The sequence below is a fragment of the Saccharothrix longispora genome, from assembly GCF_031455225.1.
GTDB lineage: Bacteria > Actinomycetota > Actinomycetes > Mycobacteriales > Pseudonocardiaceae > Actinosynnema > Actinosynnema longispora.
Genome location: NZ_JAVDSG010000001.1, coordinates 1455243 through 1478448, shown reverse-complemented (window position 1 = coordinate 1478448; position 23206 = coordinate 1455243). Strand labels below are relative to the sequence as shown.

Sequence of the window (23206 nt, the reverse complement as noted above, 5' to 3'; positions counted from 1 at the left end):
GCGCACCACCGCTGCGGCATGTGCAGCAACACCGCGGTTGCCGGTACTGCCCGCGGGCGCGCGTCGGTAACGTCGAGCCCGTCTGGGGGGCATCGTCACTTCCGGTTCACCGCCACCGCGGGTCTGCGGTGCCTCCCGACCGCGCGATCCACAGCGCGCCACCGATCCGGGAGGGACTGTGTCCAGACCACGAAAGCGCGGTAGGGCCTCGACGGCCGTCGTCCTGGCGTTCGGGCTCGTCGCCGCGGTGCCCACGGGGGCCGGGGCGGGGTCGCCCGCACCCGCGGAACGCCCGGCGGCCCAGCCGCGGACCGTCACGTTGATCACCGGCGACCGGGTCGTGGTGACCGGCGAGGCGGTCGGCGCGTTCCGGCCGGGGCCCGGCCGCGAGGCGATGACGTTCCACTCCGCGTACCGGGACGGGCGGTTGCACGTCGTCCCCGAGGACGCGGCGAAGGGCGTGGCCGCGGGCCGGCTCGACCCGCGGTTGTTCGACGTCACCGGGCTGATCGAGGCCGGGTACGACGACGCGAACAGCGACCACGTGCCGATCATCGTCACCGGTGCGCCCACCGGCCTGCGCGCCACCCGGGCGTTACCCGGCGCGGTGGCCGCACAGGCGCCCAAGGCCGACGCCGGCGCCGCGTTCCGCGACCTGCTCGCCGACCCCGGCGTGACCAAGGTGTGGCTCGACGGCATGCTGCGCCCTTCCCTCGACCGCTCCACCGCGCAGATCGGCGCGCCCACCGCGTGGCGGGCGGGCCTGACCGGCCGGGGCGTGAAGGTCGCCGTGCTCGACGGCGGCGTGGACGGCCGGCACCCCGACCTGGCGGGCCGGGAGGTCGCCGAGCGCAACTTCACCGACGACCCCGACGCCACCGACCGCGACGGCCACGGCACGCACGTCGCCGCCACCATCGCGAGCGGCCACCGGGAGTACCGGGGCGTCGCGCCCGGCGCCCGCATCCTCGACGGCAAGGTGTGCGCGAACGGCGGGTGCCCCGAGTCCTGGGTCATGGCGGGGATGCGGTGGGCCGTCGACGAGGGCGCGGACATCGTCAACCTCAGCCTCGGCGGCTACGACTCCCCCGGCGTCGACCCGCTGGAGGAGGCGGTCAACCGGCTGTCCGAGGAGACCGGCGCCCTGTTCGTCGTCGCGGCAGGCAACGGCGGGCGGTCCAGGTCCATCGACTCGCCGGGCAGCGCCGACGCCGCGCTCACCGTCGGCGCGGTCCGGCACGACGACGACCTGGCGCACTTCTCCAGCCGCGGTCCCCGCAACGGCGACGGCGCGGTGAAGCCCGACATCACCGCGCCCGGCCTCAACATCGTCGCCGCCAGGGCCGCCGACGCCGTCATCGGCACCCCGGTCGGCAGGCGGCACCTGGCCCTGTCCGGCACGTCGATGGCCACCCCGCACGTCGCCGGCGCGGCGGCCCTGCTCGCCCAGCAGCACCCCGACTGGACCGGCGCGCGGATCAAGGCCGCCCTCATGGCGTCCGCCGAGCCGAACCCGGACCTGGGCGTGTTCGACCAGGGCACCGGCCGGGTGGACCTGACCAGGGCGATCAGCGCCACCGTCGGCGCCGACCCGGTGAGCCTCGCGTTCGCGGAGCAGCAGTGGCCGCACCACGACGACACCCCCGTGACCAAGACCGTCACCTACCGCAACAACGGCCGGCAGCCGGTCGCGTTCGACCTCACCGCCGAACTCCGCGGCCCGGACGGCCGGCCCGCGCCGGCGGGCCTGCTCACCGCCTCCCCGGCGCGGGTCACCGTGCCTGCTGGCGGCACGGCCGCCGTGGCGGTCACCGCGGACACCAGGGTCGGCTCCCTCGACGGCGTCTTCTCGGGCGTCCTCGTCGGCGGGCCGACGCGCACCCCGGTCAGCCTCGCCCGCGAGGTCGAGAGCCACGAGATCGCGGTCGCGCACCTCGACGCCGGGGGCGACCCCGCCCCCGACCACACCACGGTGCTCGTGGGCATGGACAACGACGTCTTCACGTCCCTGTACGGGGTGGACGGCACCGCCACCGCGCGCGTGCCGAAGGGCGAGTACCTGGCGCGCTCGTTCGTCCGCACCGGCGACCGGGCGGCGGTGATCGCCCGGCCGAGCCTGACCGTCGACGCCGACCACACCCGGTTCACCGTCGACGCCCGGGTGGCCGCGCCGATCGAGGTCACGCCGCCCGAGCCCGGCACGACCGCGGTGATCGGGGACATCAACCTCTCCCGGGTGCTCAACGGCCGGCGCGTCGTGCTCAACACGGCGTTCCTGACCGGTTTCGCGAACCTGTCGCTCGGCCACGACGGCCCGGCGCTGCCCGAGCAGGAGCTGAACACCTCGATCGGCGCCCAGTTCCAGGGCGCCCCGGTCGACGGGACGCCGGTGCACTACCGGTTCCGCTGGTTCGAGCGGGGCTCGGTGCCCACCGGGTTCACCCGCGCGCCGAGCGCGGACGACCTGGTCGAGGTGCGGACGGACTTCGCCCCCGGTCCCGCCGACCGCCTGCACCTGCACAGCGGCAGCGCCAACCCGCCGGACGACTCGGGCGGCTGGTCGGTGCTGCTGCCCGTGCCCGCGGGCGGCGCGGTCGTGGACCGCATCACGCCGGAGCGGATGACCTGGGACTGGTCCTACCTGCGGCAGTCGCCCGACTACCGCACCGAGGCCGACTACTCCGCGTTCGATCGCACGTACGAACCCGGCCGCGACCACGAGGAGCGGTTCCTGTTCCCGGTGCTGGGTCCCGGTCTGTCCGGGTACGCGGCGAACTACCTGAGCGTGCACGAGGACCGCATCACGTCCCAGGTGCCGCTGTTCAACGACCGCGACGGCAACCTGGGCCGTTCGTCCGCCCGGTCGGCACGCACCTCCCTGTACCGCGACGGCCGCCTGGTCGGCCTGATCCGGGACCAGTGGGGCGAGTTCAGCGTGGAGGCGGGCGAGGCCCGCTACCGGGTGGAGCACGACGTGGTGCGCGACCCGGCGGCGTACGAGCTGAGCACGCACGTCACCGGTGCGTGGACGTTCCGCGCGGACGTCCTCCCCGACGGCCACGGCCGCCGGTTGCCGATGTCGGTGGTCCGCTTCACCCCCGCCCTCGACGACGCGGGCGGCACCCCCGCCGGCGGCCTGCTGCGCGTGCCGCTGACCGTGGAGCAGCAGGAAGGGGCGGACAACGGCGAGGTGGGTCGGGTGCGGGTCGACGTGTCGTTCGACGACGGCAGGACCTGGCGGACGGTGCCCGTCGCCGGTGGCGCGGCCCTGGTGCGGCACCCGGACGCGGCCGGGTACGCCTCGCTGCGCGCCTCCGGTTCGGACGACGACGGCAACACGTTCGAGCACACCGTGATCCGCGCTTACCGGATCACCGGGTAGGACCCGCGCGATCGGGAGGGAGTGGCGCGCCACCGGCGACGATCACCGGCCCGGCACGCCACTCCCTCCCTCCCGCCACGGGCGGACGCGGGATCAGCTCTGGCTGACCGGTTCCTCCGCCTTCTCCGCGACGCGGGGGTTCTGCCGGGTGGCGAAGTACCCGATCACCGCGCCGACCAGCGACACCGCGCCGAGCACGGGCCAGACGGCGTGGCCGAGCTGGACGAACAGGAACCCGCCCACGATCGGCCCGGCGGCCGAGCCGAGCCCGAAGACGAACTGGAAGCTGCCGATGTAGCGCCCCTTGAGGTGCGGGGGCGCGACCACGCCGGGGTAGGAGAACACGACCGGTCCGCCGATGATCTCGGCCAGCGTCCACAGCAGCGTGCCGATGATGATCACGGCCGGCCCCAGGGGCAGGCCGTAGGTGGCCACGCCGAGGCCGAGCAGCACGAACGTGACGGCCACGACGATCTTGGCCGGCATGTTCTGCGTCGTCTTGGTCACCAGCAGCTCGAACATGATCACCACCGCGCCGTTGAGCGCGACCGCGAACGTGTACCAGAAGATCGGCACCCCGGACTTCTGCACGTCCAGCGGCAGCGTGGAGAGGTACTGCATGTAGACCACGCCGTTGATGAACACGACCAGCAGGAACGCCAGGTACCTGCGGTCGCGGAACACCTCGGCGTAGCTGCCGGTCGCGGGCGCCGAGTCGGCCTCGCCGAAGCGGATGCGCTTCTCCTCCGCCTTGGACGGCAGGACCAGGTGCGCCACCACCGCGTAGGCCAGGGCGATCAGCGCCTCGCCCCAGAACAGCAGCTGGTAGCTGTCACCGCCCCAGTGGTACAGGGCCAGCCCGATCAGCGGCGCGGCGGTCGTGCCGAGGTTCATGCCGAACCGGTACATCGCGAAGATCATGACCTGGCGGTCGTCGTCGGTCAGCTCCGACAGCAGCGTCGCCGACGCCGGCCGGTAGACCTGGGAGACCGCGCCCACCGCCGCGATCGCGACGATCAGCAGCGGGTAGCTGGGCAGGTAGAGCAGTGCCGCGATGAGCGCGGCGGACCCCGCCATGCTGAGCACCGTGGAGTTGCGCGCGCCGAGCCGGTCGGCGAGCGCGCCGCCGATGAGCACGCCGATCACGCTGCCGACGCCGTACACGCCCAGCGCGGTGGCCGCCTGGCCGTCGGAGTAGCCCTTCGCGGTCAGGAACAGCACCAGGAAGATGTTGAGGAAGCCGCCGACCTTGTTGATGAAGACGCCGCCCAGCACCGCCTTCACCGCCACCGGCGACTCGACGAACGTGCTCCAGATGCCTGCTGACTTCTTTTCTGTCGCCATCACTTCACATTTCTCGGGGATGCGGGGATCTCAGGCGGGCTTGACGTCGAAGGCGGTCTCGGCGGCGGCCAGCCGCTCGGCGACCTGGGCGCGGGAGTCGCCGGTGGCGATGGCGAAGGCGATGCGGCCCCACACCGTGCCCTTGGGCGGCGGCGAGACGACGGCACCGGGCTGGGCCACCACGACGACGCGGTCCATGCCCTCGGGCAACGCCTCCTCGGCGAACCCGAGGGAACCGATCGTGGTGTCCTCCTCGGCCACGTAGAAGAAGCGGATGCCGGCCACCCGGCCGCGCGTGGGCGTCAGGTCGACGGGCCTGCCGGTCGCCGCCGCCGCCGCGACCAGACCGGGGTCGATGCCGGTGGCGAGCAGGCCCAGGTACGGGATCAGGTCGCCGCCGAGGCGGCCGTTGACCTCGATGACCTCGGGGCCGGATTCGGTGAGCATGAACTCCGAGTGCGTGACGCCGTCGGTGAAGCCCAGCGCCTCGTGGGTCCGCTGGAGCGCCTTGAGCAGCGCGGGGTCGGCGAGCAACGGGTCGTGGGCGTCGACGAAGTGGCCGACCTCCTCGGCGTAGGGCGGGTAGCCGACCACCTTGCGGCCGACGAACAGCGGGGTCACCTCGCCGTCGCGCACCACCGAGTCGACGCTGATCTCCTCGCCGGAGACGAACTCCTCGACGAGGACCGGCTGGTCGGTGTCGAACACGACCGGCTCGGGCCCCTCCGCGGCCAGGGTGAAGGCGAAGTTCGCCCGCAGCCCCTCCTCGTCGGCCACCTTGACCACGCCGAGGCTGGCGCCCAGGCCACGCGGCTTGAGGATCACCGGGTAGCCGACCACGCCCGCCGCGGCCACCGCGTCGTCCACGGTCTTGACCGGGATGGATCGGGGCTGTGCCACGCCGGCGTCGTCCAGCGCCGCGCGGGTCCGGCCCTTGTCCCGCAGTCGCCACACCACGTCGGGGTCGCCGTTGCGGGCGCCGACGGCCTGCGCGACGAACGCGGCGGCGTGGATGCGCGCCTCGTCCCAGCACAGCACGCCCGCGATCGCCTCGCGTTCGGCCAGCGCGGTCGCCGCGGCGGCCATGGCCGGGCCGTCCATGGTGTTGGGCAGCACGGTCCAACCCGCGACGTACTCCTTCTCCCACTCCGGCTCGGTGCTCAGGAACAGGTGGACGCGGTACTCGGCGGCGATCGAGCGCAGCAGGTACTCGCGGTAGGTCCGCATGCCGGTGGCGACCACCAGCAGCAACGGGCGGGTGTCCTCGGGGGTGGTCATCGTGCCGTGCCTCGTTTCCGTGTGCTCAAGGGTGTGGTTGTGGTGCGGGGGTCAGCCGCTGAACGCCCGTTCGCGCTCGCGTTCCTCGTCCGTGACCGCGATGCGCCTGACCGCGTACCGCAGGGTCGGCGGCGCCATCAGCGACGTCACCACGGCGACCAGCACGACGACCGTGTAGGTCCCGGTCGTCAAGACCCCCAGGCGCAGGCCGACCATCGCGACGATGACGCCGATGACGCCGCGCGCGTTGAGCCCGGCGCCCAGGGCCAGCCCCTCCCAGTGGTCCAGGCCGCCGGCGCGGGCCCCCAGGTAGGCGCCGGCGAACTTGCCGATCACGGCGAGCAGCAGGACCAGTGCCGCCGCGCCGAGCACCGCCGGTTGCCGCAGGGCGGTGAGGTCCATGCGCAGACCGGCGGTGGCGAAGAACAACGGCGCGAGGACGGACATCACGACCGTCCGCAGCGGTGTCAGCTTCGCCCGGTCCAGCACCCCCGACCAGCTGATCAGCAGGCCGCAGACGAACGCGCCCAGGATCGGCTCCAGGTGCAGGGCGTGGGTCCCGGCCGACGACGCGACGACCAGCACCACGACGGCGGTCACCGTCACGCCGGGCTCGGCCGACCGGGAAGCGAGCCTCAGCACGAGCGTGACCACCGGCCTGCCCACCACCACCGCGACCAGGGCGACCGCGACGAGGGAGCCGACCGTGAGCGCCACGCTCCCCGCGCTCAACCCGCCGGCCGCCATGCCGGCGCACACGGCCAGCAGCGACCACCCGGCGATGTCGTCCAACCCGGCCGCGGTCATGGTCAGCTGGCCGATGTCGCGGTGCATCAGGTTCATCTCCAGCAGCACCTTGGCGATCACCGGGATGGCGCTGACGCAGATCGCGACGCCGATGAACAGCGCGAACACCGGGCGGGCGGCGCCCTCACCGATCATCGCGGCGGGGAGCACCATCCCCGCCCCGACCCCGAGGCCGAGGGGGAGCAGCAGGCCGCCCGCGCTCACCCCCGCCACCAGGCCGAGGCGCCGGCGGGCGAACCGGAGGTCGATGTGCGCACCGGAGAGCCCGACGAGCAGCAGCACGCCGAGCTGCCCGACCGCGTCGAGCAGGTGCAGCTGCCCCTCGTCGACCGGGAACAGCCAGGCCGAGAAGCCCGGTGCCACGACGGCGAGCAGCGACGGGCCGAGCAGGATGCCCGCGGTGAGCTCACCCACCACCGCGGGCATCCCGAACCGCGTCGCGAGCCGGCCCAGCGCGAAGGCGACACCGAGCAGCACGGCGACCTGGAGCAGGAACACCAGCATCGGGTGTGCGCCGATGGGGCTCGGCGGCGCGGCGGCGAGGAGCATCAGCGCTGCTCCTCCACGTAGTACCAGTTCTCCGGGTTGATCATCCCGTACGGGTTGACCGGTCCGAACCCGCGCAGGGAGTCCGCGACCTCGAACAGCCGGATCGGGAAGTTCGGCGTGAAGATCACCGGGACCTGCTCGGCGATGTAGTCCTGGTACTCGTACAGCACCTCCAGGTCGTCGCTGGTGACCGTGCGGTCGATCAGCTCGTCGGCCTTCGGGTCGGTGTAGAAGCCGAAGTTGCCGCCGGCGCCGGTGGAGAACAGGATCTCGCCGGTCGGGTGGTGGTAGGCCCACCCGCCGTTCCAGCAGCACATCTCCCACAGGCAGGGGGTCCGGTCCGAGGGCGTGCACGGCGCGTCCTCGGCGACCAGGACCGAGCCGTAGACCTCCTGGAGCCGCAGCTCGATGCCCGCCTCGGCGGCGGCGTCGCGGAAGCCCTCCATCACCCGGGTCAGGGCGGGGCGGCCCTCGACGTAGCGCATCAGGATGGACAGCTCCGTGCCCTCCGGGATGCCCGCCCCCGCCTCGCCGGGGCCGGTGCCCGGCCGCACGCACACGGCCGGCGTCCGGCTGGTGTCCCAGCCGTTGGCCTCCAGCAGCTCCTTGGCGTGCCGCGGGTCGAACGGCAGCGGCCACGCCCCCTCGCGCTGGCGGGGCGAGACGTACTCCGTCCGCGGGTACATCGGCACCGGGCCGTTCTGCCGGTAGGCGTAGCCCTGGTAGACGTCCCGCACCGCGGTGTCCTGGTCCAGCACGCTCTGCAACGCCTGCCGGATGTAGGTCTGCGCGAACATCTTCCCGACCACGGTCGGGTTGTTGTAGTTGAGCGAGATGTACCGGATGCAGAACGCCGTCTGCGGGTACATGGTGTACTGGCCCGCCAGCGGGTTCGGTCCGCCGACGACCGGGTCGACCGCGGGTTCGGTGGCGAAGCTCAGCGGCAGGTAGCCGACCTGGATGCCGTTGTCTGCGTCGGGTCCGGCCTGGAGCATCCGGTACTGCTCCTCGTCGGAGAACGTCGGCACCTGGCGGAATTCGTCCAGGTACGGCTTGTTCGGACCGGAGTAGTGCTCGTTGGGCACGAACGTGACGACGCCTTCGAGGGTGTAGCTCTTGAGCCGCCAGGGCCCGCTGACGATGCTCCAGACCGGGCTGTCGGCCCACCGGGTGCGGTGCTCGTTGCCCTCGTCCACGATGTCGCCCTGCTGCGCCATCAGGTACTCGTAGACGGCTTCCACGTCGGCGAGGCCACCGGAGGCGTCGGCCGGTCCGGCCTCCGTGCGGTCCCAGGCCCTCGGCAGCGGCGTGATGGTGCTGAGCTGGTTGTAGAGCACCCAGTGCCGGGAGTACACCCGGTCGAAGGTGAAGTACACCTCGTCCTCGGCGCGCTTGCCGTACGACGTCAGGTTGTCGGGGAAGTAGCCCGGCACGTACTCGCCGTACCGCGCGCCCTTGACCTTCATCAGGTTGACCCAGAACAGGACGTTGTCGGCGCAGATCGTCTCGCCGTCGGACCACTTCCACGGCTTGATCCTGATGGTGACGGTGAGCCCGTCCTCGCTCCACTCCGGCTGCTCGCCGATGCTCTGCGCGTAGTCGACGTCCGGGGTGCCGTCGCTGCCGAAGTAGTACAGCGTCCGGTACATCAGCGCCTGGAACTCCAGGATGTTGCGGGTGCCCATGCGCTCGGCCGGGGTGAACGGGAAGATCACGGCGGGTGGGAAGCCGGGCGCGCACGCCCAGGTGACCACGCCGCCCTTGCGGGGTTCGCCTTCGGTGGGGGCGGTGATGGTGCTGGCGGATGTCATCTCAGTGGTGTCCTCGGGTCAGCCGGCTTGCGCAACGGGGATCTCCTCGATCACGGACACGCCGCTGGACGCGTGCGCGCCGAAGCGCTGCCACACCTCGTCCAGCCGGATGCGGCCGTCGTCGAGCACGTTCGGGGTGCTGCGGCAGTGCCCGGAGATCACCTGTCCGTCGTCGAGCACCATGCAGTAGGCGAAGTCCAGCGAGCCGTCGGGCCCGGCGGTCCCGGTGAGCGCGCCGCGGCGCGCCCGGCCGCCCAGGAACTCGCCCCACAGCAGGTCGCCGTCCTGGTGGTAGACCGCGACCCGGCTCTCCTCGGGCGCGCCGTCGGCGACCGGCCGGAACCTCTTGCCGTCGTAGTTGATCACTTTCGTGGCTCCCCACGGAGTTCGAGCGTGCAGCACTTGGCGCTGCCGCCGGATTTGAGCAGTTCGGAGAGGTCGACGCCGATGGGGGTGAACCCCCGGTGGACCAGCTCCCGGATCAGGTGGTCGGCCTCCTGGGCGAGCAGCACGTGCTTGCCGTCGGAGACCGCGTTCAGGCCGAAGACCTCGGCGTCGTGGTCGGTGGCCAGCAGGGCGTCCGGGTACAGCTCGCCCAGCACCGCCCGGCTGCGCGCCGAGAACGCCTCGGGGTAGTACATGATCTCGTCGTCGTCGAGCACCGCGAGTGCGGTGTCGAGGTGGTAGAAGCGCGGGTCCACCAGCTCCAGCGGCACGACCTCGCGGCCGAGGTGGTCGGCCGCCTCCGCGTGCGACCGCCGGTCGGTGCGGAAACCCGTGCCCGCCAGCAGCCTGCGGCCGACCACGAGGTAGTCGCCCTCGCCCTCGTTGACGAACTCCGCCTCGCGGGTCGCGTAGCCCCTGGCGCGGAACCACTCCAGGTACGCCGGGCCCTCAGGTCCGCGCTCCGGGTGGCGGAACCGCGCGGAGAGGACCCGGCCGTCCACGACCGTCGCGCCGTTGGCGGCGAACACCATGTCCGGCAGGCCGGGCAGCGGGTCGATCAGCTCCACCTGGTGCCCGAGGCCGAGGTAGAGGTTGCGCAGTCGCTCCCACTGGAGCACCGCGATCCCGTTGTCGGTCGGCTTGTCCGGCCGCATCCACGGGTTGATGGAATAGGTGACGTCGAAGTGGCTGGGCCGGCACATGAGAAACCGCCGGGGGCGCGCCACTCGGGCGTCGGTCTGCTGCGGCACGGGTGTCCTCTCGTGGTGGACGGTCGTCGGGCCCGGCGCCGCATGTGACGCGGCGCCGGGTGCCGGGGCGGGCCTAGCGGAAGGAGACCTCGATCTTCGAGGCGTACTCCTCCATCAGCGCGAGCGCGTCCTGTTCGGACGATCCCGTGGTGCCGAGGAAACCGACGATGGTGTTGCCGTCCGGCGGGCGCTTGACCACGTCGCCGGGTCGGGCGGTGATCTTGAGCAGGAACACCCGCTCCGACCCGCTCACCTCCGCCGGCACGTCCACCCGGTCGACCACACCCGCCGCGGAGATCAGGCACATGGACGCGGTGTGCGTGCCGGTCGGCTGGAAGTGCCGCACGTCCGGCCGCTTCCCGGCCGCGATGTCGACGACGGCCGCGATGGGGTCGTGGTCGGCGGTGATCCTGGCGATCATGTCCAGGCCGCCGCCGCCCACCCGGGCCGCGATCTCCAGCAGGTACGGCTTGCCCCCGTGGAAGCGGACCTCGGCGTGCATGGCGCTGCGCCGCAACCCCTGCGCCAGCGCGCCCGCCTTGACGACCTCGTGCACGGCGGCCAGGTCCTCCGGGCTCATCGACGTCGGCGCGTGGTGCACGTCGTCGTCGAAGGTGCCGCCCTCGGCGGTGATCCGGTCGACCACCGATCCGAGGTAGAGCTCGCCGTCCCACGAGACGGCCTCCATCAGGTACTCCTTGCCGTCCAGGAACGACTCGACGAGCAGCCCGTTGGGCCCGAGGTCGACGCCGTCGGCCTCGGAGTTCGCCCAGAACAGCTCCCGGATGCCCGCGGCGGCCTGCTCGTGGTGCTCGACGAGTTCGGCCTCGTCGTCGCACTTGAACACGAAGTGGCTGCCCGCGCCGAGGGTCGGCTTGATGATCACCGGGTAGCCGAACTCCCGTGCCGCCTCCTGCGCCTGCTCCAGTCCGGTGACGTAGCGGAAGCGCGGGATCGGCGCGCCCGCCGCCTCGTGGGCCTCGCGCATGAGCAGCTTGTTGCGGCTGTTGAGCGCCGCCTCGACGCCGATGCCGGGCAGGCCGAGCGCCTCGGCGATCGTGGCGACCGCCACCACCGCCGCCTCGGAGAAGGTGATGACACCGGCGAAGTCCTCGGCCGCGTGCCACTCCTTGGCGACGGCGATCATGTCGCCGATGTCCTTGGTGCCGACCAGCCGGTAGCGGTCGGCGGGCCAGAAGTCCTCGGTGCCCTCGCCGTTGAGCACGTACAGCTCGACGCCGAGCGCCTCCACCTGCTCGTAGCGCGAGTGGTAGTACTGGAGGTACTGGCGGGTTTCCACGGTCAGCAGTTTCACGGCGGTTGCCTCCTATCGGGCGCCGTCGAGCGCGGGCGAGAGCCCGGTCGGCGTGGTGGTGGAGGGCAGCGGCGGGAACCGGAACGCGGGCACGGACTCGGCCCTCGCCGACGCCAGGGCCAGGTCCACGCCCTCGGCGAGCAGCGCGTCCGCGACGTCGATCAGGATCGGTGCGGCGCACGCGAGCAGGGTGCGGGTCTCCAGCAGCAGGTCGCCGGGCGGCACCGGCGAGTGCCCGTTGCGCCTGCCGTCCACCGACCGGGCCAGCGCGCGCAGCCGGCCGAGCTGGGTGATGACGGTCTCCGCCGCCCGGCCCAGGCTGAAGTTGGGCAGCTCGTAGCAGAGCCGGAAGCGTTCCATCATGGCCGCCGCGCGGTGCCTGCCGTCCTCGGTGGTGCGCAGCGGCGCCGAGGCGTCCACGCCGACCAGGGCCAGGGACACGGCTTCGGCCAGCTCGTTCCACGGCTCCACCAGCCGCCGCGTGGTGACGGCGTGCAGGGCGTCGCGGCTGAAGTTGGTGCGCTGGTACTCCGGCGCGGTCAGCGCGAGGAAGAAGCGCACGAGGTCGCGCGGCACCTCGGCGAGCAGGTCCGCGCTCCAGATCAGGTGGTTGCGACTGGTGGAGAACTTCTCGCCGTCCAGGTCGTAGAACTCGTTGCAGACGTTGCTCTCCGGGGTGACGTACCGGTCGCCGTGGGCGAGCAGCATCACCAGGTCGACCAGACCCCAGTGGTAGACGTTGTCGAAGCCGTGGAAGTAGACCAGCTCCGCGTCGCGCTCGGCACGCCAGTGGTGGTCGGTGTCGCCGCCGCCCTCGCCGAGCTGGTTGGCGCTCCACCACGTGCTGTACATGGCCGCGGGCATCCCCTCGATCCACGGGTAGAGGATCTGGCCTGGCGTCTCGGGGAACGGCGCCGCGATGCCCCAGGTGCCGGGGAACGTGACCGGGACGTCCGGCAGCGGCCGGGCGAGCAGTTCGCCGATCAGCTGCTTGGCGTGCGGGCGCCAGCGCGGCGTGCGGGAGGCGTAGTAGCTGGTGAGCCGGTCGCGGTACTCCTCCATCGGCAGCACGAGGATCGTCTGCTCCCGGTAGACCACGGGGTCGGTCGGGTCGATCGTGTACTTCGGATCGATCAGCTCGTCGAAGTTGTTGGGGTGCCCGCAGTTCTCGCACGCGCCGCCGCAGCTGCCCGCCATGCACACCGGGCAGGTGCCGGAGACGAGGCCGTCGTAGAGGAACCGGCCCGCGTTCTTGGCGTAGGGCAGGCGCACGGTCCGCAGCCGGAACCGGTCCGCCGCGTGCAGGTCGGTCACGTAGTCGAGCACCGTGCGGCGATAGCGGTCGTCGATCGGCGGCAGGCCGACCATGAGCGTGCCCATCGCCTCCAGCGACCGCTCGATCTTCGCCGTGGACGTCTCCACCAGTTCCTCGGGCGTGGTGCCCCGGCGGTGCGCGGTGGAGACGACGTAGCTCTGGCTGTCGTCGGTGCAGGTCGTGTAGATCACCGGGCGGCCGTCCGCCCGCAGGTAGCGGGCGTAGACGTCGCCGGACAGGTACGGGCCGGCCATGTGGCCGACGTGCAGGTCCCCGTTCGACGTCGGCGTCGCCGCGATGACTATCGCCGGCCGGGTCCGGCCGGTCACGCGGATTCCCGGTGGCGGGCGGCGAACTTCTCGGTCATGTCGGCGTCCCACCAGATCGCGTAGAACTCGAAGTCCCCGTCGCCCCGGTTGACCACCTGGTGCCGCTCGTTCGGGGTGAAGTGGACGACGTCACCCGCCACGAACGGCGTCTCGCCGTCGTCGGTGACGATGTGGGACTCGCCGGACATGGCGACCCAGATCTCGTACTCGTGGTGGCCGTGCGCGCCGGACTCGGCTCCCGGGCGCACCACGCACCACGACCCCTCGAACGGCGCGTTCACCAGCGACCAGGGCATCAGCCTCTGGGCGACCAGGCCGTTGTCCGGCTTCAGGTGCTCGCGGTCGAGCTTGCGGATCTCCATCATGGCTGTCGTTCCTCCGTGCGGAAGTGGTTCAGGCGAGGTGGGGGACGCTGGCGATCAGGTCGGCGTCCGAACGCGGACGGCTGTCCGGCTCGGACCCCGCCCGACCGGCCAGCAGGTCTTCGACGATCTCGGCCGCGCGGATGGCGAGCACGCTGATCAGCGAGTCGGCGATGCCGTGCGTGGCCTCGTTGACGCCCTGGAGGTAGACCCGGGCGGACACCGTGCCGGGCAGGGCCATCCGGTAGTTGCGCGTGACGGTGAACTCCTCGACGCCGATGGTGGCGGCCAGCGACCGGGTCAGCGCGGGCTGCTGCTTGGCGAAGCCGGTGCCGAGCATCACGACGTCGCACCGCAGCTGCTCGGGCTCCCCCGACTTGCGGTCGACCAGGGTCAGCACGACCTCGTCGCCGTCCAGCCGGGCGCCGGCCACCTCGGCCATGGGGATCATGTGCATGCGCTGGGTGCCGGTCAGCTTCTCCAGGTACATCGTCCGGTAGAGGTTCTCCAACGTGGACGGTGCGAGGCCGGAGTAGTTGGTCCGGTGCATCTCCGCGAGCAGCTGCTCGCGGGCCGCCGGCTGCGCGGCGTGGAAGGTGTCCACGAACGACGGGTAGAACAGCTCGTTGGTGAACTTGCTGCTCTCGTAGCCGTTGAGCCCGATGGACCGCATCACCATGGTCACCTGGGCGTTGGGCAGGGCCTGGTGGGAGGTCCACAGCATCTCCGCCGCGCTCTGCGCGCCGCCCACGACCACGATCCGGTGCCCGGCCTCGGGGTCGAGCTCGGCGAAGCGCCCGAGGAACTCGGTGCTGTGGATGACCCGTTCCCGGGGCAGCCCGGCGAACGCCACCGGCACGTGGGGGTCGCGGCCCGCGCCGACGACCAGGTCCCGGCACCGCACGGTGCCACCGTCGGCGAACCGCACCAGCCAGCCGACGACCTCGCCCGCCACCACGTCACCCGGCTCGACCGCGACGACCCGGCGGCCGTGCTGGATCCGCACCGCGGTCAGCGACCGGGCGACCCAGCTCAGGTAGTCGGAGATCTCCAGCCGGTAGGGGGTGAAGGTGCCGAGGTTGATGAACTCGTCCAGCCTGCCGATCGAGTGCAGGTAGTTGACGAAGGAGAACTCGCTGCGCGGGTTGCGCAGGGTCACGAGGTCCTTGAGGAAGGACACCTGGCTCTGCGACCAGGGCAGCAGCATCCCCCGCTGCCAGGCGACGTCCTCGTACTGCTCGACGATCAACGAGCGGGCGGCGAGGTCGGGGGCCAGTTCCTCCAGCGCCACGGCCAGCGCGAGGTTGGCGGGCCCCGCACCGATCGCCAGCAGCTCTACATCCTGGTGGTCCAACACGTTTCTCCCAGACTCGAAGGGGGTGGCGGCGCGATGGCGACACCACCACGGGGCAGACCGGCAGAAAATCTCGGTAGGGAGGGATTCGCCCGGTCCGCCGGCGGCGGGAAATGTTCCCGCGCCAGGAAGTCGGTGACAGCCGTTTCGGCTTGCCGGTGGAACGTAAATGCTCCGGCAGCCCGGCACAAGGATTTTGTGGTGCCCCGGAATCGGGTCGATAGGAAAAGCCTATCCGCCCGGTCACCGGTTTTTCGGGCAGCCCTAATCGGCCCGCGAGCCGGTACGGCTTTTCCACGGACAGGACGAGAAAGTCCTTCAGAAAATTCAGAGGGTGTTCAAGAGGTCACTCGCCGCACTCCGGCTGGCCGCGACGATCGTTTTCACCGCGCCACCGCTGCCCCCGGTGAAGGTGAACACACCGGGCCGCCCTCGCACCGGGCGGAGCCGCAGACCGGCAGGCGGGCCGTAGCAGTCGAACGACGCCACCACGCGTTCCGGCACCGGGTCGCGGGCGGTGACGCCCAACCTGTCCCGGGCGACGTCGAGCACCCGGCCGACCAGCGCCGGATCGGGCCGCACCGCCTCCGGCGCGACGTCCCACCGGTCGCAGCCCAGGCCGAGCAGGAACGTGCCCGCGCCCCACGGCCTGCCGTACAAACCGGTGTCGTCGTCCACGAACGAACCCAGCCCCGGCAGCGGGATGCGGTAGACGCCGTACTGGATCTGCTTGGTGCGCAACGTCCCCCCGTGCTCGACCAGCCGGGGCGTCCACGCGCCGGCCGCCACGACCAGCACGTCGTAGCACCGCTCGGCGCCGTCCGACGTCCGCACCGCCGGCCCGTCCCGCACCGAGGCGACACCGGTCCGCACCACCTCGACGCCGTGGTCGGCGGACCAGTCCAGGGCCTTGCCCCGGAGCCGGTCCGGCGACAGGTAGCCCGCGTGGCGCTCGACCACGCCGACCGCGTCCTCCCGCACCCCGCGCAGGCCGTAGTCGCGCCGCAGGCGGGCCGCGCCGACGAGTTCCGCCGAGCCCGGCAGCCGTTCCCCCAAGACCTGCACGGACCGCGCCGGGTCGACGTCGTCCGAGAGCACGTACAGCGAGCCGATCTCCCGGTAACCGCTCCAGTCCCGCAGCCGGGCGTCGGCGCGCAGCTCGGCGAGGCTCTCCGCCGCCACCGCCCCCGCGTCCGGATCGGGCTCGAAGCCGCGCACCAGGCCACCCGACACAGCGGAAGCGTCCGCGGTCCCCCGCCCACCGGTCAGGACCTCCACCCGCAGCCGGTCGGAGGCCTCCCGCAACCGCCAGGCCAGCAGCGCCCCCGCCAGGCCCCCGCCGACCACCCCGACCCTCACCTCGGGTCGCCGGTCCCGCGGGGCACCGCCGCCGAGACCCGGCGACGCATTTTCCAACCGCTCCTGAAACTCTGGGTGATCGTCCGGTCACGGTAGCCGGATAATGATCCCCAAAACACCGTTTCAAGGTCAGACAAACTGCACATGCACCGCTCCCCCTCCTTGAGTAAGCAGATCGTAGGCACACCCCGAACAAAGTCAACGATCTTCCCCGACTGTCGACGACGAGCCCATCAACAAGTCCTATGGGCCGTCATGGGCCGACGTGCGCACACCAGAGAAGAGGTGCGCGCGGGAAGTGGGATACACCCGGAACGAGGACGGCCCGGCCGACCCGAAAATCGGCCGGACCATTCGAAGACCCGACCGGGGCACCACGTCGGCAGTCGTCCCGGTGGCGCAAACCCGGAGGAGGCTAACCTCGCGCCGGCGCGCCGAACAACGGCCAACCGGGCGTTAGCCGACCGTGAGCGACCAATTACGGTGCACCGGGTTTCGCGGCACGGCACACCACCTGGCCGTCCGGCCCTACGATCCCGTGTCGTGACGATGAACCTGACCCACCTGGCCGAGCTGTCCAGCGTCGATGACGACTACCGCCACTACCCCAAGGAAGTCGTCGCCCTGCCCGAGCACGACGTGGTCCTGCCCGACGCCCACCTCAAGTGGTACGAGGTGCGCAAGCCCGACGCCGTCGTGGACCCGGTCGTGCGCGCGCAGGGCGAGGAGTTCCTGCGCGCCGAGGTGGCGGCCGGCAACCTGCGGATCTCCGGCGAGCTGGGGTTCGCGATCCACCACCTCTGCGGCGAGTCGTTCCACTTCCTCATCGCCTGCACGTGGCGCTACAACAACGAGATGTGGCAGACGGTCTACTACCGGGAGACCACCGAGCACGAGCAGTTCCGCCGTTTGGAGCAGGGCACCCACATGGAGGTCATCTGCGTGTGGGAGATGGGTGCGGTCCTGCACGAACGCCAGGCGTGGACGCGCTTCCTCTACTCGGCGCGGGACGACGAGGCCAAGGCCGCCTACCTGGCCGACCGGTTCAACGGGACCGTGTAGCGGTGCCCGCCACCCGACCGGGACGCGGTTGCCCGATCGGGTGGCGGCGGTCGAAGGGCCGCGTCACAGGGGTTTCGCGGCGCGTGCTTCCCGCCGGGCGTCGGCGAGCCGGGCGCACCGCCGGCTCAGCCGCTCCACCTGTGGCAGCAGGGTGGCCGGGTCCTGTTCCGCGGACGCCATCAGGCGGGCGTAGTCGGCGACCAGGCGCCGGTGCTCGTCGGGCGCGCGGCCGGGGTGGTCGCGGTCCAGGGCGACGATCTGCCGCGCCAGCACGGCGGACGCCGCGTTCAGGGCGGTGCGGGTGTCGGTGTCGGCGGCACGGCGCGCGCCGAGGTCCGCGAATGCCGTGCCCGCCCGGCGTGCTCCGAAGTACAGGCCCGCCGCGCCGACGACCACGCCGGCGAGCGCGGCGCCCGCGATCAGGTAGCGGGGAAGGGACGGGCTGACGACCCGCGCGCCGTCGGGCACGGTGCCCGCCCGCACCAGCAGGTCGTAGTTGACGGCGACGACCTTCAGCGCCTCCAGCGGCCGGTCGGGGAACTGGTCGACGCCGCGGGCGATGGTCATCTCGGCCACGACGGCCTTGCCGAAGTTCTCGTCGTCGCTCCCCGGCAGCAGGGCGCAGCCGTAGCGGTCGTAGTCGTCGCCGTCGACGCCCTCGCGGCTGAGCACGAGCACCACGGTGCCCTCGGCGGCGCCGTCCACGGCGCGGCACGCCGAACGCAGGTCCTCCGCGCCCGGTTCCAGGAACACCACGACGAGCCTGCGGTTGCCGAGGACGCGTTCGGCGGCGGCCTCGTCGAGGTCGACGCCCGGTGCGGCGTACACCGACGAGCCCCGCACGTCGCGGGCGATGGGACCGTCGAACGCACCGCCGGTCCACGTCGCCCAGCCCGCGAGCAGCAGGCAGCCGAGGAGGGCCAGGCCGAACGGGGTGGTCAGCCGCTTCACCACGTGCCGCCCCCGGTGTAGGCGCGCGGGCGGTAGTCGGGGCGGCCCAGGTGGCGGGCCACCTCGTCGAACTCGGCCTCGGCGGTGTCCAGCAGCGACCGGACGTGCGCGTCGGGCAGGTCCTCGGCGAGCGCGTCCCCGGCCGCGCGCAGGGCACCGATGCCGCGGGTGAGGGCGGGGTCGCTCCTCCCGTCGGTCAGGCCCGACACCTCGATCGCCAGGGCGGTCAGGCGGGCGAGGCGACCCGGCGCGGCCGGTTTCGGCCGGTCGGCGCGACCGCGCGCGGACCGCGCGGACAGCACCAGGAACACCGCGACGCACGCCCCGAACAGCCACGGCAGCGCGGGCAGCGCCACCCGCAGCGGGTCGAACGGCACGTACGGCAGGGGTCGGTCGAACAGCCCCGCGTAACGGATGTCGGTCACCCGGGCCAGCCACGCGCCGAGCACGGCGCGCTGCGGGTACGCGTACTTGCCGAGGCGTTCACCGAGCTGGCCGTAGAGGGTCGCCGCCGCCACGTCGGCGAACTGCGCCGCGTGCGGGCCGTCGTACTCGACCCAGTCGCCGTAGAGGACCACGACGGGCCGGTCCGGGAACCGAGCGGTCAGCGCCGGTCCGTAGCGCGGCACGGGGGCGCCGGCCTCCTGCCGGGGCAGCGCCGCGTACAGGGCGTCCCCGTCGGGGAACGCCGACGACTCGGGCACCCGCTCCAGCGTCGCGCCGTCGGCGACGTGCAGCCCGTCGGCCGCCAGGTCGGCCGCCACCGCGTCGACCTCGGCCGCCGTCGGTTCGCGCCACGTGACGGTGTCCGGGACGTCGGGCGTCGGCTGGTCGCGGATCGCGGCGACGAGGCTGAGCAGCAGGTGGGTCACGTCGCCGGTGGCGAACTGGGCGCGCCACTCGGAGGTGCGGTCGGCGGCGGCCGCGTACCCGTCGCCGGTCACGTGGGTGCCGACGATCGTGACGGTGGCGTTCCCGACGTCGTTCACCCGGTCCCGCTCGGCTTCGTCCAGGCCGGGCGGGGCGACGAGCACGCGCACGTCGGCGTCGCCGATGGCGTCCCGCACCGCGCGCTCGTCCCAGGTGGCGATCGAGCCCGGCAGCCGCACGACCTCGTCGTCCGCCACCATGGCCGTCATCTCCTCGACCGACGGGACGGTCGCGGTGCTCAACTCCCCCGCCGAGCCCTCCTCGATGCCGGGGCGGGACGGCGACTGCCCGTAGCTGACGTCGACGCTCTGGCGCTGGGCCACCAGGAACACCACCAGCAGGACGGCCGCCGCGGCCAGGAACGCCCAGCGCAGCAGGTCGCGCGTGCGCTCAGCCACCGGCGGCCTCCCGCCACAGCAGGTCGGCGCGGCGGGCGTCGGCCTGGGCGGAGGAGGCGGCGTCCGCCCCGCCGCGGTCGGCGGCGACGGTCTCGGCGCGGGTCAGCAACCGTTCGGCCTCCTCGACCCGGACCGGCGAGGCGTCGCGGCTCACCGAGGCGGCGTCGATCGCGGCCCGCGCGGACGACCACGCACGCCGCCGCTCCACGTCGCGGGCGCGCAGGCGGGGCGCCAGCGCCGAGGCGGCCCCGGCTGCGACGAGGACGACACCCCCGAGCACCCACACCGTCCACATGCGCCGCACCACTCCAGCCGACCGTCGCGCCCTCGCGCGCAAGCCTGGCGGTCGGCCCGGCCCGGCGGAAGGGGTCGTTCGACCGACAAGGGTCTCACCCGGGCGGGGCCGCGGTGCTGGCGCGCACGACCAGGCGCGTCGGCACCAGGCTCGTCCCCGGTTCCACGTGCTGCTCGCGCACCTGCCGCAGCACCTGCTCCACGCACCGCCGCCCCACCTCGGTGAAGTCCTGGTGCACCGTGGTCAGGGGCGGGATGAAGGACGTCGAGTCCGGGATGTCGTCGAACCCGACCACGCTCACGTCGCCCGGCACGGTCCGGCCCCGCTCGTGGAACGCGCGCAGCAGCCCCAGCGCCATCTGGTCGTTCGCCGCGAACACCGCCGTGCACGCCGGGTCGTCGGCCAGCGCCAGCCCGGTCCGGTAGCCGGACTCGGCCGACCAGTCGCCCCGGGACAGCGGGGGCACCGGGCGCCCGGCCTCCGCCAGCACCCCGCGCCACGCCTCGGCCCGTCGTTCGGCGGCGAAGGACCCCTCCGGCCCCGCGACGTGCCACACCGTGCGGTGCCCGAGGTCGAGCAGGTGCCGCACGGCCTGCCGCGCGCCGTCGCCCTGGTCGGTGTCCACGACGCTGTACCGGTCGCCGCCGTTGGAGTCCACGACCACGACCTGCACGCCGGGCGGCAGGGTGACCGTGGCCGCGTCGAGCAGGTGCACCTCCATGATGACGATCACCGCGTCGACCGCCAGCTCGCCGAGCCGGGTGAACGCGCCGAGCACGCCGTCCTGGGTGGGCACCGCGACCGGGATCAGCGTGATCGCGTAGCCCTCCTCGGCGGCGTGCTCGACGATGGCCTCCAGCGTCCGGCTGTTGCCGACCGTGGACAGCGTGAACAGGATGACGCCGATGGTGCGGAACTCGCCGTACTTCAGCGCGCGGGCCGCGCTGTTGGGCCGGTAGCCCAGCTGCCGCATGGCGTCCAGGACGTGCTGCCGGGTGGTGCCGACGACGCTCGGGTGGCCGTTGGACACGCGGGAGACCGTCTGCGCCGACACCCCGGCGAGGCGGGCGACGTCGGCCATGGACACGCCGCGCCGACGACGGGGCGCGGCGGGGTCCTGCGGCGGGGTCCGCGTCACGCTCGCCTCCCTCCTGCCCCCGTGCGGGCGTCCACCATAGCCGTCACGACTCGGTGTGCCCCAACGACAGGCCCGCCGCGAAGCGCGCTGTCGCGCGGGTCGGGGTGGCGGTTTCGAGCACGACCAGCTCGTTGTGCCCGGCGCGGACCACGGGCGCGGGCACGTAGAGGGTCCGCTGCGGACCGCGCGACCAGTACCGGCCGAGGGCGAAGCCGTTGAACCAGGCCATCCCCTTGCCCCAGCCGGTGGTGTCGAGGAACAGGTCGGCGGGCTCGTCGACGGCGAGGTCGGCGTGCAGCAGCACCGGTCCGGCGACCGGTCCGGGCAGCGGGGCGCCGTCACCGACGCGGATCGCGGGCGGCGCGGCCACGTCCAGCGGCAGCACGTCCCAACCGGTGAGCGGGCGGCCGTCGAGGGTCGCGCCGCCGACGAGCCCTTTGGCCTCGCCGAGGCGCGGGCCGTAGTTGACCCGCCCGTCGTCCTCCACCAGGACCAGCAGCTCGCCGCCGACGGGCAGGCCGAGGGCGCGCTCGTGGTTGCCCCGCAGCAGGACGCCGACCGGCCGCCCGTCGAGGAACACCGACGCCCGGTCGCGGACCTCGCCGAAGCACAGCACGCCGGGACCGTCGACCGCGGTGCGCAGCAGCACCACCCGCGGCACGGGGGTCAGCTCGTCGAACACCGGCAGGGCGTCGTGCCGCTCCCACGCGCCGAACAGCGCGGGCGCGTCGAGCAGCCGCACGGGGTCGCGCAGCGGCGCGTCGAACACCGGCGCGGGCGGCGCGGGCGGCGGCGGTTCGCCGGGCACGTCGTGGTAGCGCGCGATCACCTCGCGGAACGCGTGGTACTTGGCCGTGGGGTGCCCGGCCTCGTCCAGCGGCGCGTCGTAGTCGTAGGAGGTGGTGGTGGGCTGGTAGACGCCCTTGTCGTTGGCGCCGCTGGTGGTCCCGAAGTTGGTGCCGCCGTGGAACACGTAGAGGTTGACCGACGCGCCGGCGGCGAGCAGGGCGTCCAGCTCGGCCGCGCTCTCCTCCGCCGACGTGGTGTGGTGGTGCGCGCCCCAGTGGTCGAACCAGCCGCTCCAGAACTCCGAGCACATCAGCGGGCCGGTCGGCTGGTGGCGGCGCAGGGTGGCGAGCCGCTCGGCGACGCGGGACCCGAACGACGCGGTCCGGTGCAGGCCGGGCAGGCCGCCTGCGGCGAGCATCTCGTCCGTGGGCTGGTCCACGGTGGTCAGCGGCACCGTGATGCCGGCCGCGCGGGTGTGCTCGACGAGTGCCTTCAGGTAGACCTCGTCGTCGCCGAACGCGCCGTACTCGTTCTCGACCTGGACGAGCAGGACGGGACCGCCGCGGTGCACCTGGTGCGGTGCGACGACGGCGTGGACGTGGTCGAGGTAGCCGCGCACGGCGTCCAGGTAGCGCGGTTCGGCGCGGCGCACGCCCACGGTCGGATCGCGGAACAGCCACGCGGGCAGGCCGCCGCCGTCCCACTCGGCGCAGATGTACGGGCCGGGCCGCACGATCGCGTACATGCCGGCTTCGGCGACCAGGCGCAGGAACCGGTCGAGGTCCAGGCCGCCGGACAGGTCGAACACACCCGGTTCGGGGGCGTGCGCGTTCCACGGGACGTAGGTCTCGACGGTGTTGAGCCCCATGCGTCGGGCCTTGTCGATGCGGTCGGCCCACTGGTCGGGGTGCACGCGGAAGTAGTGAAGCGCCCCGGACAGGACGCGGAACGGCGCGCCGTCCAGCAGGAAGTCGTGCTCGCCGATGGTGAACTCAGCCACGGCCGGTCCTCGCGAGGTCGAGCACGCTCCACGACGGGGGTGGCGGGGTGGCGGTGATGGTCGTCCTCCCGGGGTCGTGCCCGTCGGCGATGGGCAGGCGTGGGTGTTTGCGCAAACACGAGAGGCGGACGCTAGCCCGCGTCCGCTCGGGTGTCCAGCGTCGAATCGTCGTCACTTCACCGTGCCGACGATCACGCGGTGTGGCGGAGGGCACCTCCGCGGCTGTCACGTCCCGCCCCACC

At 72.8% G+C, this 23206-nt stretch carries 18 protein-coding genes; 2 read left to right on the top strand and 16 right to left on the bottom strand.

Features of this window, described 5'->3' with window-relative positions:
* Nucleotides 1-178: 178 nt before the first annotated feature.
* Nucleotides 179-3382 (top strand): S8 family serine peptidase, encoded by a 3204-nt coding sequence (locus tag J2S66_RS06585; protein WP_310305001.1) that lies wholly within the window; start codon nucleotides 179-181, stop codon nucleotides 3380-3382.
* A gap of 93 nt (nucleotides 3383-3475) precedes the next feature.
* Here J2S66_RS06585 and J2S66_RS06580 read toward each other — a convergent pair whose 3' ends face one another.
* From J2S66_RS06580 to J2S66_RS06530, 11 genes are all read right to left on the bottom strand, one after another.
* Nucleotides 3476-4726, bottom strand: a complete 1251-nt coding sequence (locus J2S66_RS06580; RefSeq protein ID WP_310304999.1) for an MFS transporter — start codon at nucleotides 4724-4726, stop codon at nucleotides 3476-3478.
* 30 nt (nucleotides 4727-4756) lie between these two features.
* A complete protein-coding gene (locus tag J2S66_RS06575; RefSeq protein WP_310304996.1) occupies nucleotides 4757-6004 on the bottom strand; it encodes an ATP-grasp domain-containing protein in 1248 nt (415 codons plus the stop codon).
* 51 nt (nucleotides 6005-6055) lie between these two features.
* Complete coding sequence (locus J2S66_RS06570; RefSeq protein WP_310304993.1) at nucleotides 6056-7360, bottom strand: cation:proton antiporter; 1305 nt, start codon at nucleotides 7358-7360, stop codon at nucleotides 6056-6058.
* Nucleotides 7360-9171, bottom strand: a complete 1812-nt coding sequence (locus tag J2S66_RS06565; RefSeq protein ID WP_310304990.1) for an ABC transporter substrate-binding protein — start codon at nucleotides 9169-9171, stop codon at nucleotides 7360-7362. The genes J2S66_RS06570 and J2S66_RS06565 overlap by 1 nt, the downstream gene beginning before the upstream one ends.
* An 18-nt stretch (nucleotides 9172-9189) precedes the next feature.
* The gene (locus J2S66_RS06560) at nucleotides 9190-9537 is read right to left on the bottom strand and encodes an avidin-fold protein (RefSeq protein WP_310304987.1); all 348 of its coding nucleotides are present in this window, start codon (nucleotides 9535-9537) and stop codon (nucleotides 9190-9192) included.
* Nucleotides 9534-10367, bottom strand: coding sequence for a dimethylargininase (gene ddaH / locus J2S66_RS06555; RefSeq protein ID WP_344960252.1), 834 nt, complete (start codon nucleotides 10365-10367; stop codon nucleotides 9534-9536). The genes J2S66_RS06560 and ddaH overlap by 4 nt, the downstream gene beginning before the upstream one ends.
* Before the next feature lie 73 nt (nucleotides 10368-10440).
* Nucleotides 10441-11682, bottom strand: a complete 1242-nt coding sequence (locus J2S66_RS06550) for an ATP-grasp domain-containing protein (RefSeq protein WP_310304983.1) — start codon at nucleotides 11680-11682, stop codon at nucleotides 10441-10443.
* A 12-nt stretch (nucleotides 11683-11694) separates the two neighbouring features.
* Complete coding sequence (locus tag J2S66_RS06545; protein WP_310304981.1) at nucleotides 11695-13326, bottom strand: class I tRNA ligase family protein; 1632 nt, start codon at nucleotides 13324-13326, stop codon at nucleotides 11695-11697.
* Entirely contained in the window at nucleotides 13323-13691 is a 369-nt protein-coding gene (locus J2S66_RS06540; protein ID WP_306746130.1) for a cupin domain-containing protein, read from the bottom strand. Before J2S66_RS06540 ends, J2S66_RS06545 begins: the two co-directional genes overlap by 4 nt.
* A gap of 28 nt (nucleotides 13692-13719) precedes the next feature.
* Nucleotides 13720-15045: a lysine N(6)-hydroxylase/L-ornithine N(5)-oxygenase family protein gene (locus J2S66_RS06535; RefSeq protein WP_310304978.1), complete on the bottom strand. Its 1326-nt coding sequence runs from the start codon at nucleotides 15043-15045 to the stop codon at nucleotides 13720-13722.
* Nucleotides 15046-15369: 324 nt separating this feature from the next.
* On the bottom strand, nucleotides 15370-16401 hold the full coding sequence (locus J2S66_RS06530) for an FAD-dependent oxidoreductase (RefSeq protein ID WP_310304976.1): 1032 nt from the start codon (nucleotides 16399-16401) through the stop codon (nucleotides 15370-15372).
* A gap of 543 nt (nucleotides 16402-16944) precedes the next feature.
* Here J2S66_RS06530 and J2S66_RS06525 point away from each other — a divergent pair.
* The gene (locus tag J2S66_RS06525; RefSeq protein WP_310304974.1) at nucleotides 16945-17463 is read left to right on the top strand and encodes a hypothetical protein; all 519 of its coding nucleotides are present in this window, start codon (nucleotides 16945-16947) and stop codon (nucleotides 17461-17463) included.
* A gap of 63 nt (nucleotides 17464-17526) precedes the next feature.
* On the opposite strand, the gene J2S66_RS06520 is transcribed toward J2S66_RS06525, so the two are convergent.
* The 5 genes from J2S66_RS06520 to J2S66_RS06500 all read right to left on the bottom strand — a co-directional run bounded on the left by J2S66_RS06520 (nucleotide 17527) and on the right by J2S66_RS06500 (nucleotide 22964).
* Nucleotides 17527-18417: a hypothetical protein gene (locus J2S66_RS06520; protein WP_310304972.1), complete on the bottom strand. Its 891-nt coding sequence runs from the start codon at nucleotides 18415-18417 to the stop codon at nucleotides 17527-17529.
* Nucleotides 18411-19742 carry a hypothetical protein gene (locus J2S66_RS06515; protein ID WP_310304970.1) on the bottom strand — a complete coding sequence of 444 codons (1332 nt, stop codon included), beginning with the start codon at nucleotides 19740-19742 and terminating at the stop codon, nucleotides 18411-18413. Before J2S66_RS06515 ends, J2S66_RS06520 begins: the two co-directional genes overlap by 7 nt.
* Nucleotides 19735-20037 carry a DUF6403 family protein gene (locus J2S66_RS06510; protein ID WP_310304968.1) on the bottom strand — a complete coding sequence of 101 codons (303 nt, stop codon included), beginning with the start codon at nucleotides 20035-20037 and terminating at the stop codon, nucleotides 19735-19737. The genes J2S66_RS06515 and J2S66_RS06510 overlap by 8 nt, the downstream gene beginning before the upstream one ends.
* A gap of 94 nt (nucleotides 20038-20131) precedes the next feature.
* Complete coding sequence (locus J2S66_RS06505) at nucleotides 20132-21175, bottom strand: LacI family DNA-binding transcriptional regulator (RefSeq protein ID WP_374726066.1); 1044 nt, start codon at nucleotides 21173-21175, stop codon at nucleotides 20132-20134.
* A gap of 43 nt (nucleotides 21176-21218) precedes the next feature.
* Nucleotides 21219-22964, bottom strand: a complete 1746-nt coding sequence (locus J2S66_RS06500; protein WP_310304965.1) for a glycoside hydrolase family 35 protein — start codon at nucleotides 22962-22964, stop codon at nucleotides 21219-21221.
* Between the last annotated feature and the right edge of the window lie 242 nt (nucleotides 22965-23206).

Excerpts from the sequence above, each read along its gene's own strand:
- J2S66_RS06580 (WP_310304999.1), bottom strand. The coding sequence starts at position 4,726 with ATGGCGACAGAAAAGAAGTCAGCAGGCATCTGGAGCACGTTCGTCGAG.
- J2S66_RS06575 (WP_310304996.1), bottom strand. The coding sequence starts at position 6,004 with ATGACCACCCCCGAGGACACCCGCCCGTTGCTGCTGGTGGTCGCCACC.
- J2S66_RS06570 (WP_310304993.1), bottom strand. The coding sequence starts at position 7,360 with ATGCTCCTCGCCGCCGCGCCGCCGAGCCCCATCGGCGCACACCCGATG.
- J2S66_RS06565 (WP_310304990.1), bottom strand. The coding sequence starts at position 9,171 with ATGACATCCGCCAGCACCATCACCGCCCCCACCGAAGGCGAACCCCGC.
- J2S66_RS06540 (WP_306746130.1), bottom strand. The coding sequence starts at position 13,691 with ATGATGGAGATCCGCAAGCTCGACCGCGAGCACCTGAAGCCGGACAAC.
- J2S66_RS06510 (WP_310304968.1), bottom strand. The coding sequence starts at position 20,037 with ATGTGGACGGTGTGGGTGCTCGGGGGTGTCGTCCTCGTCGCAGCCGGG.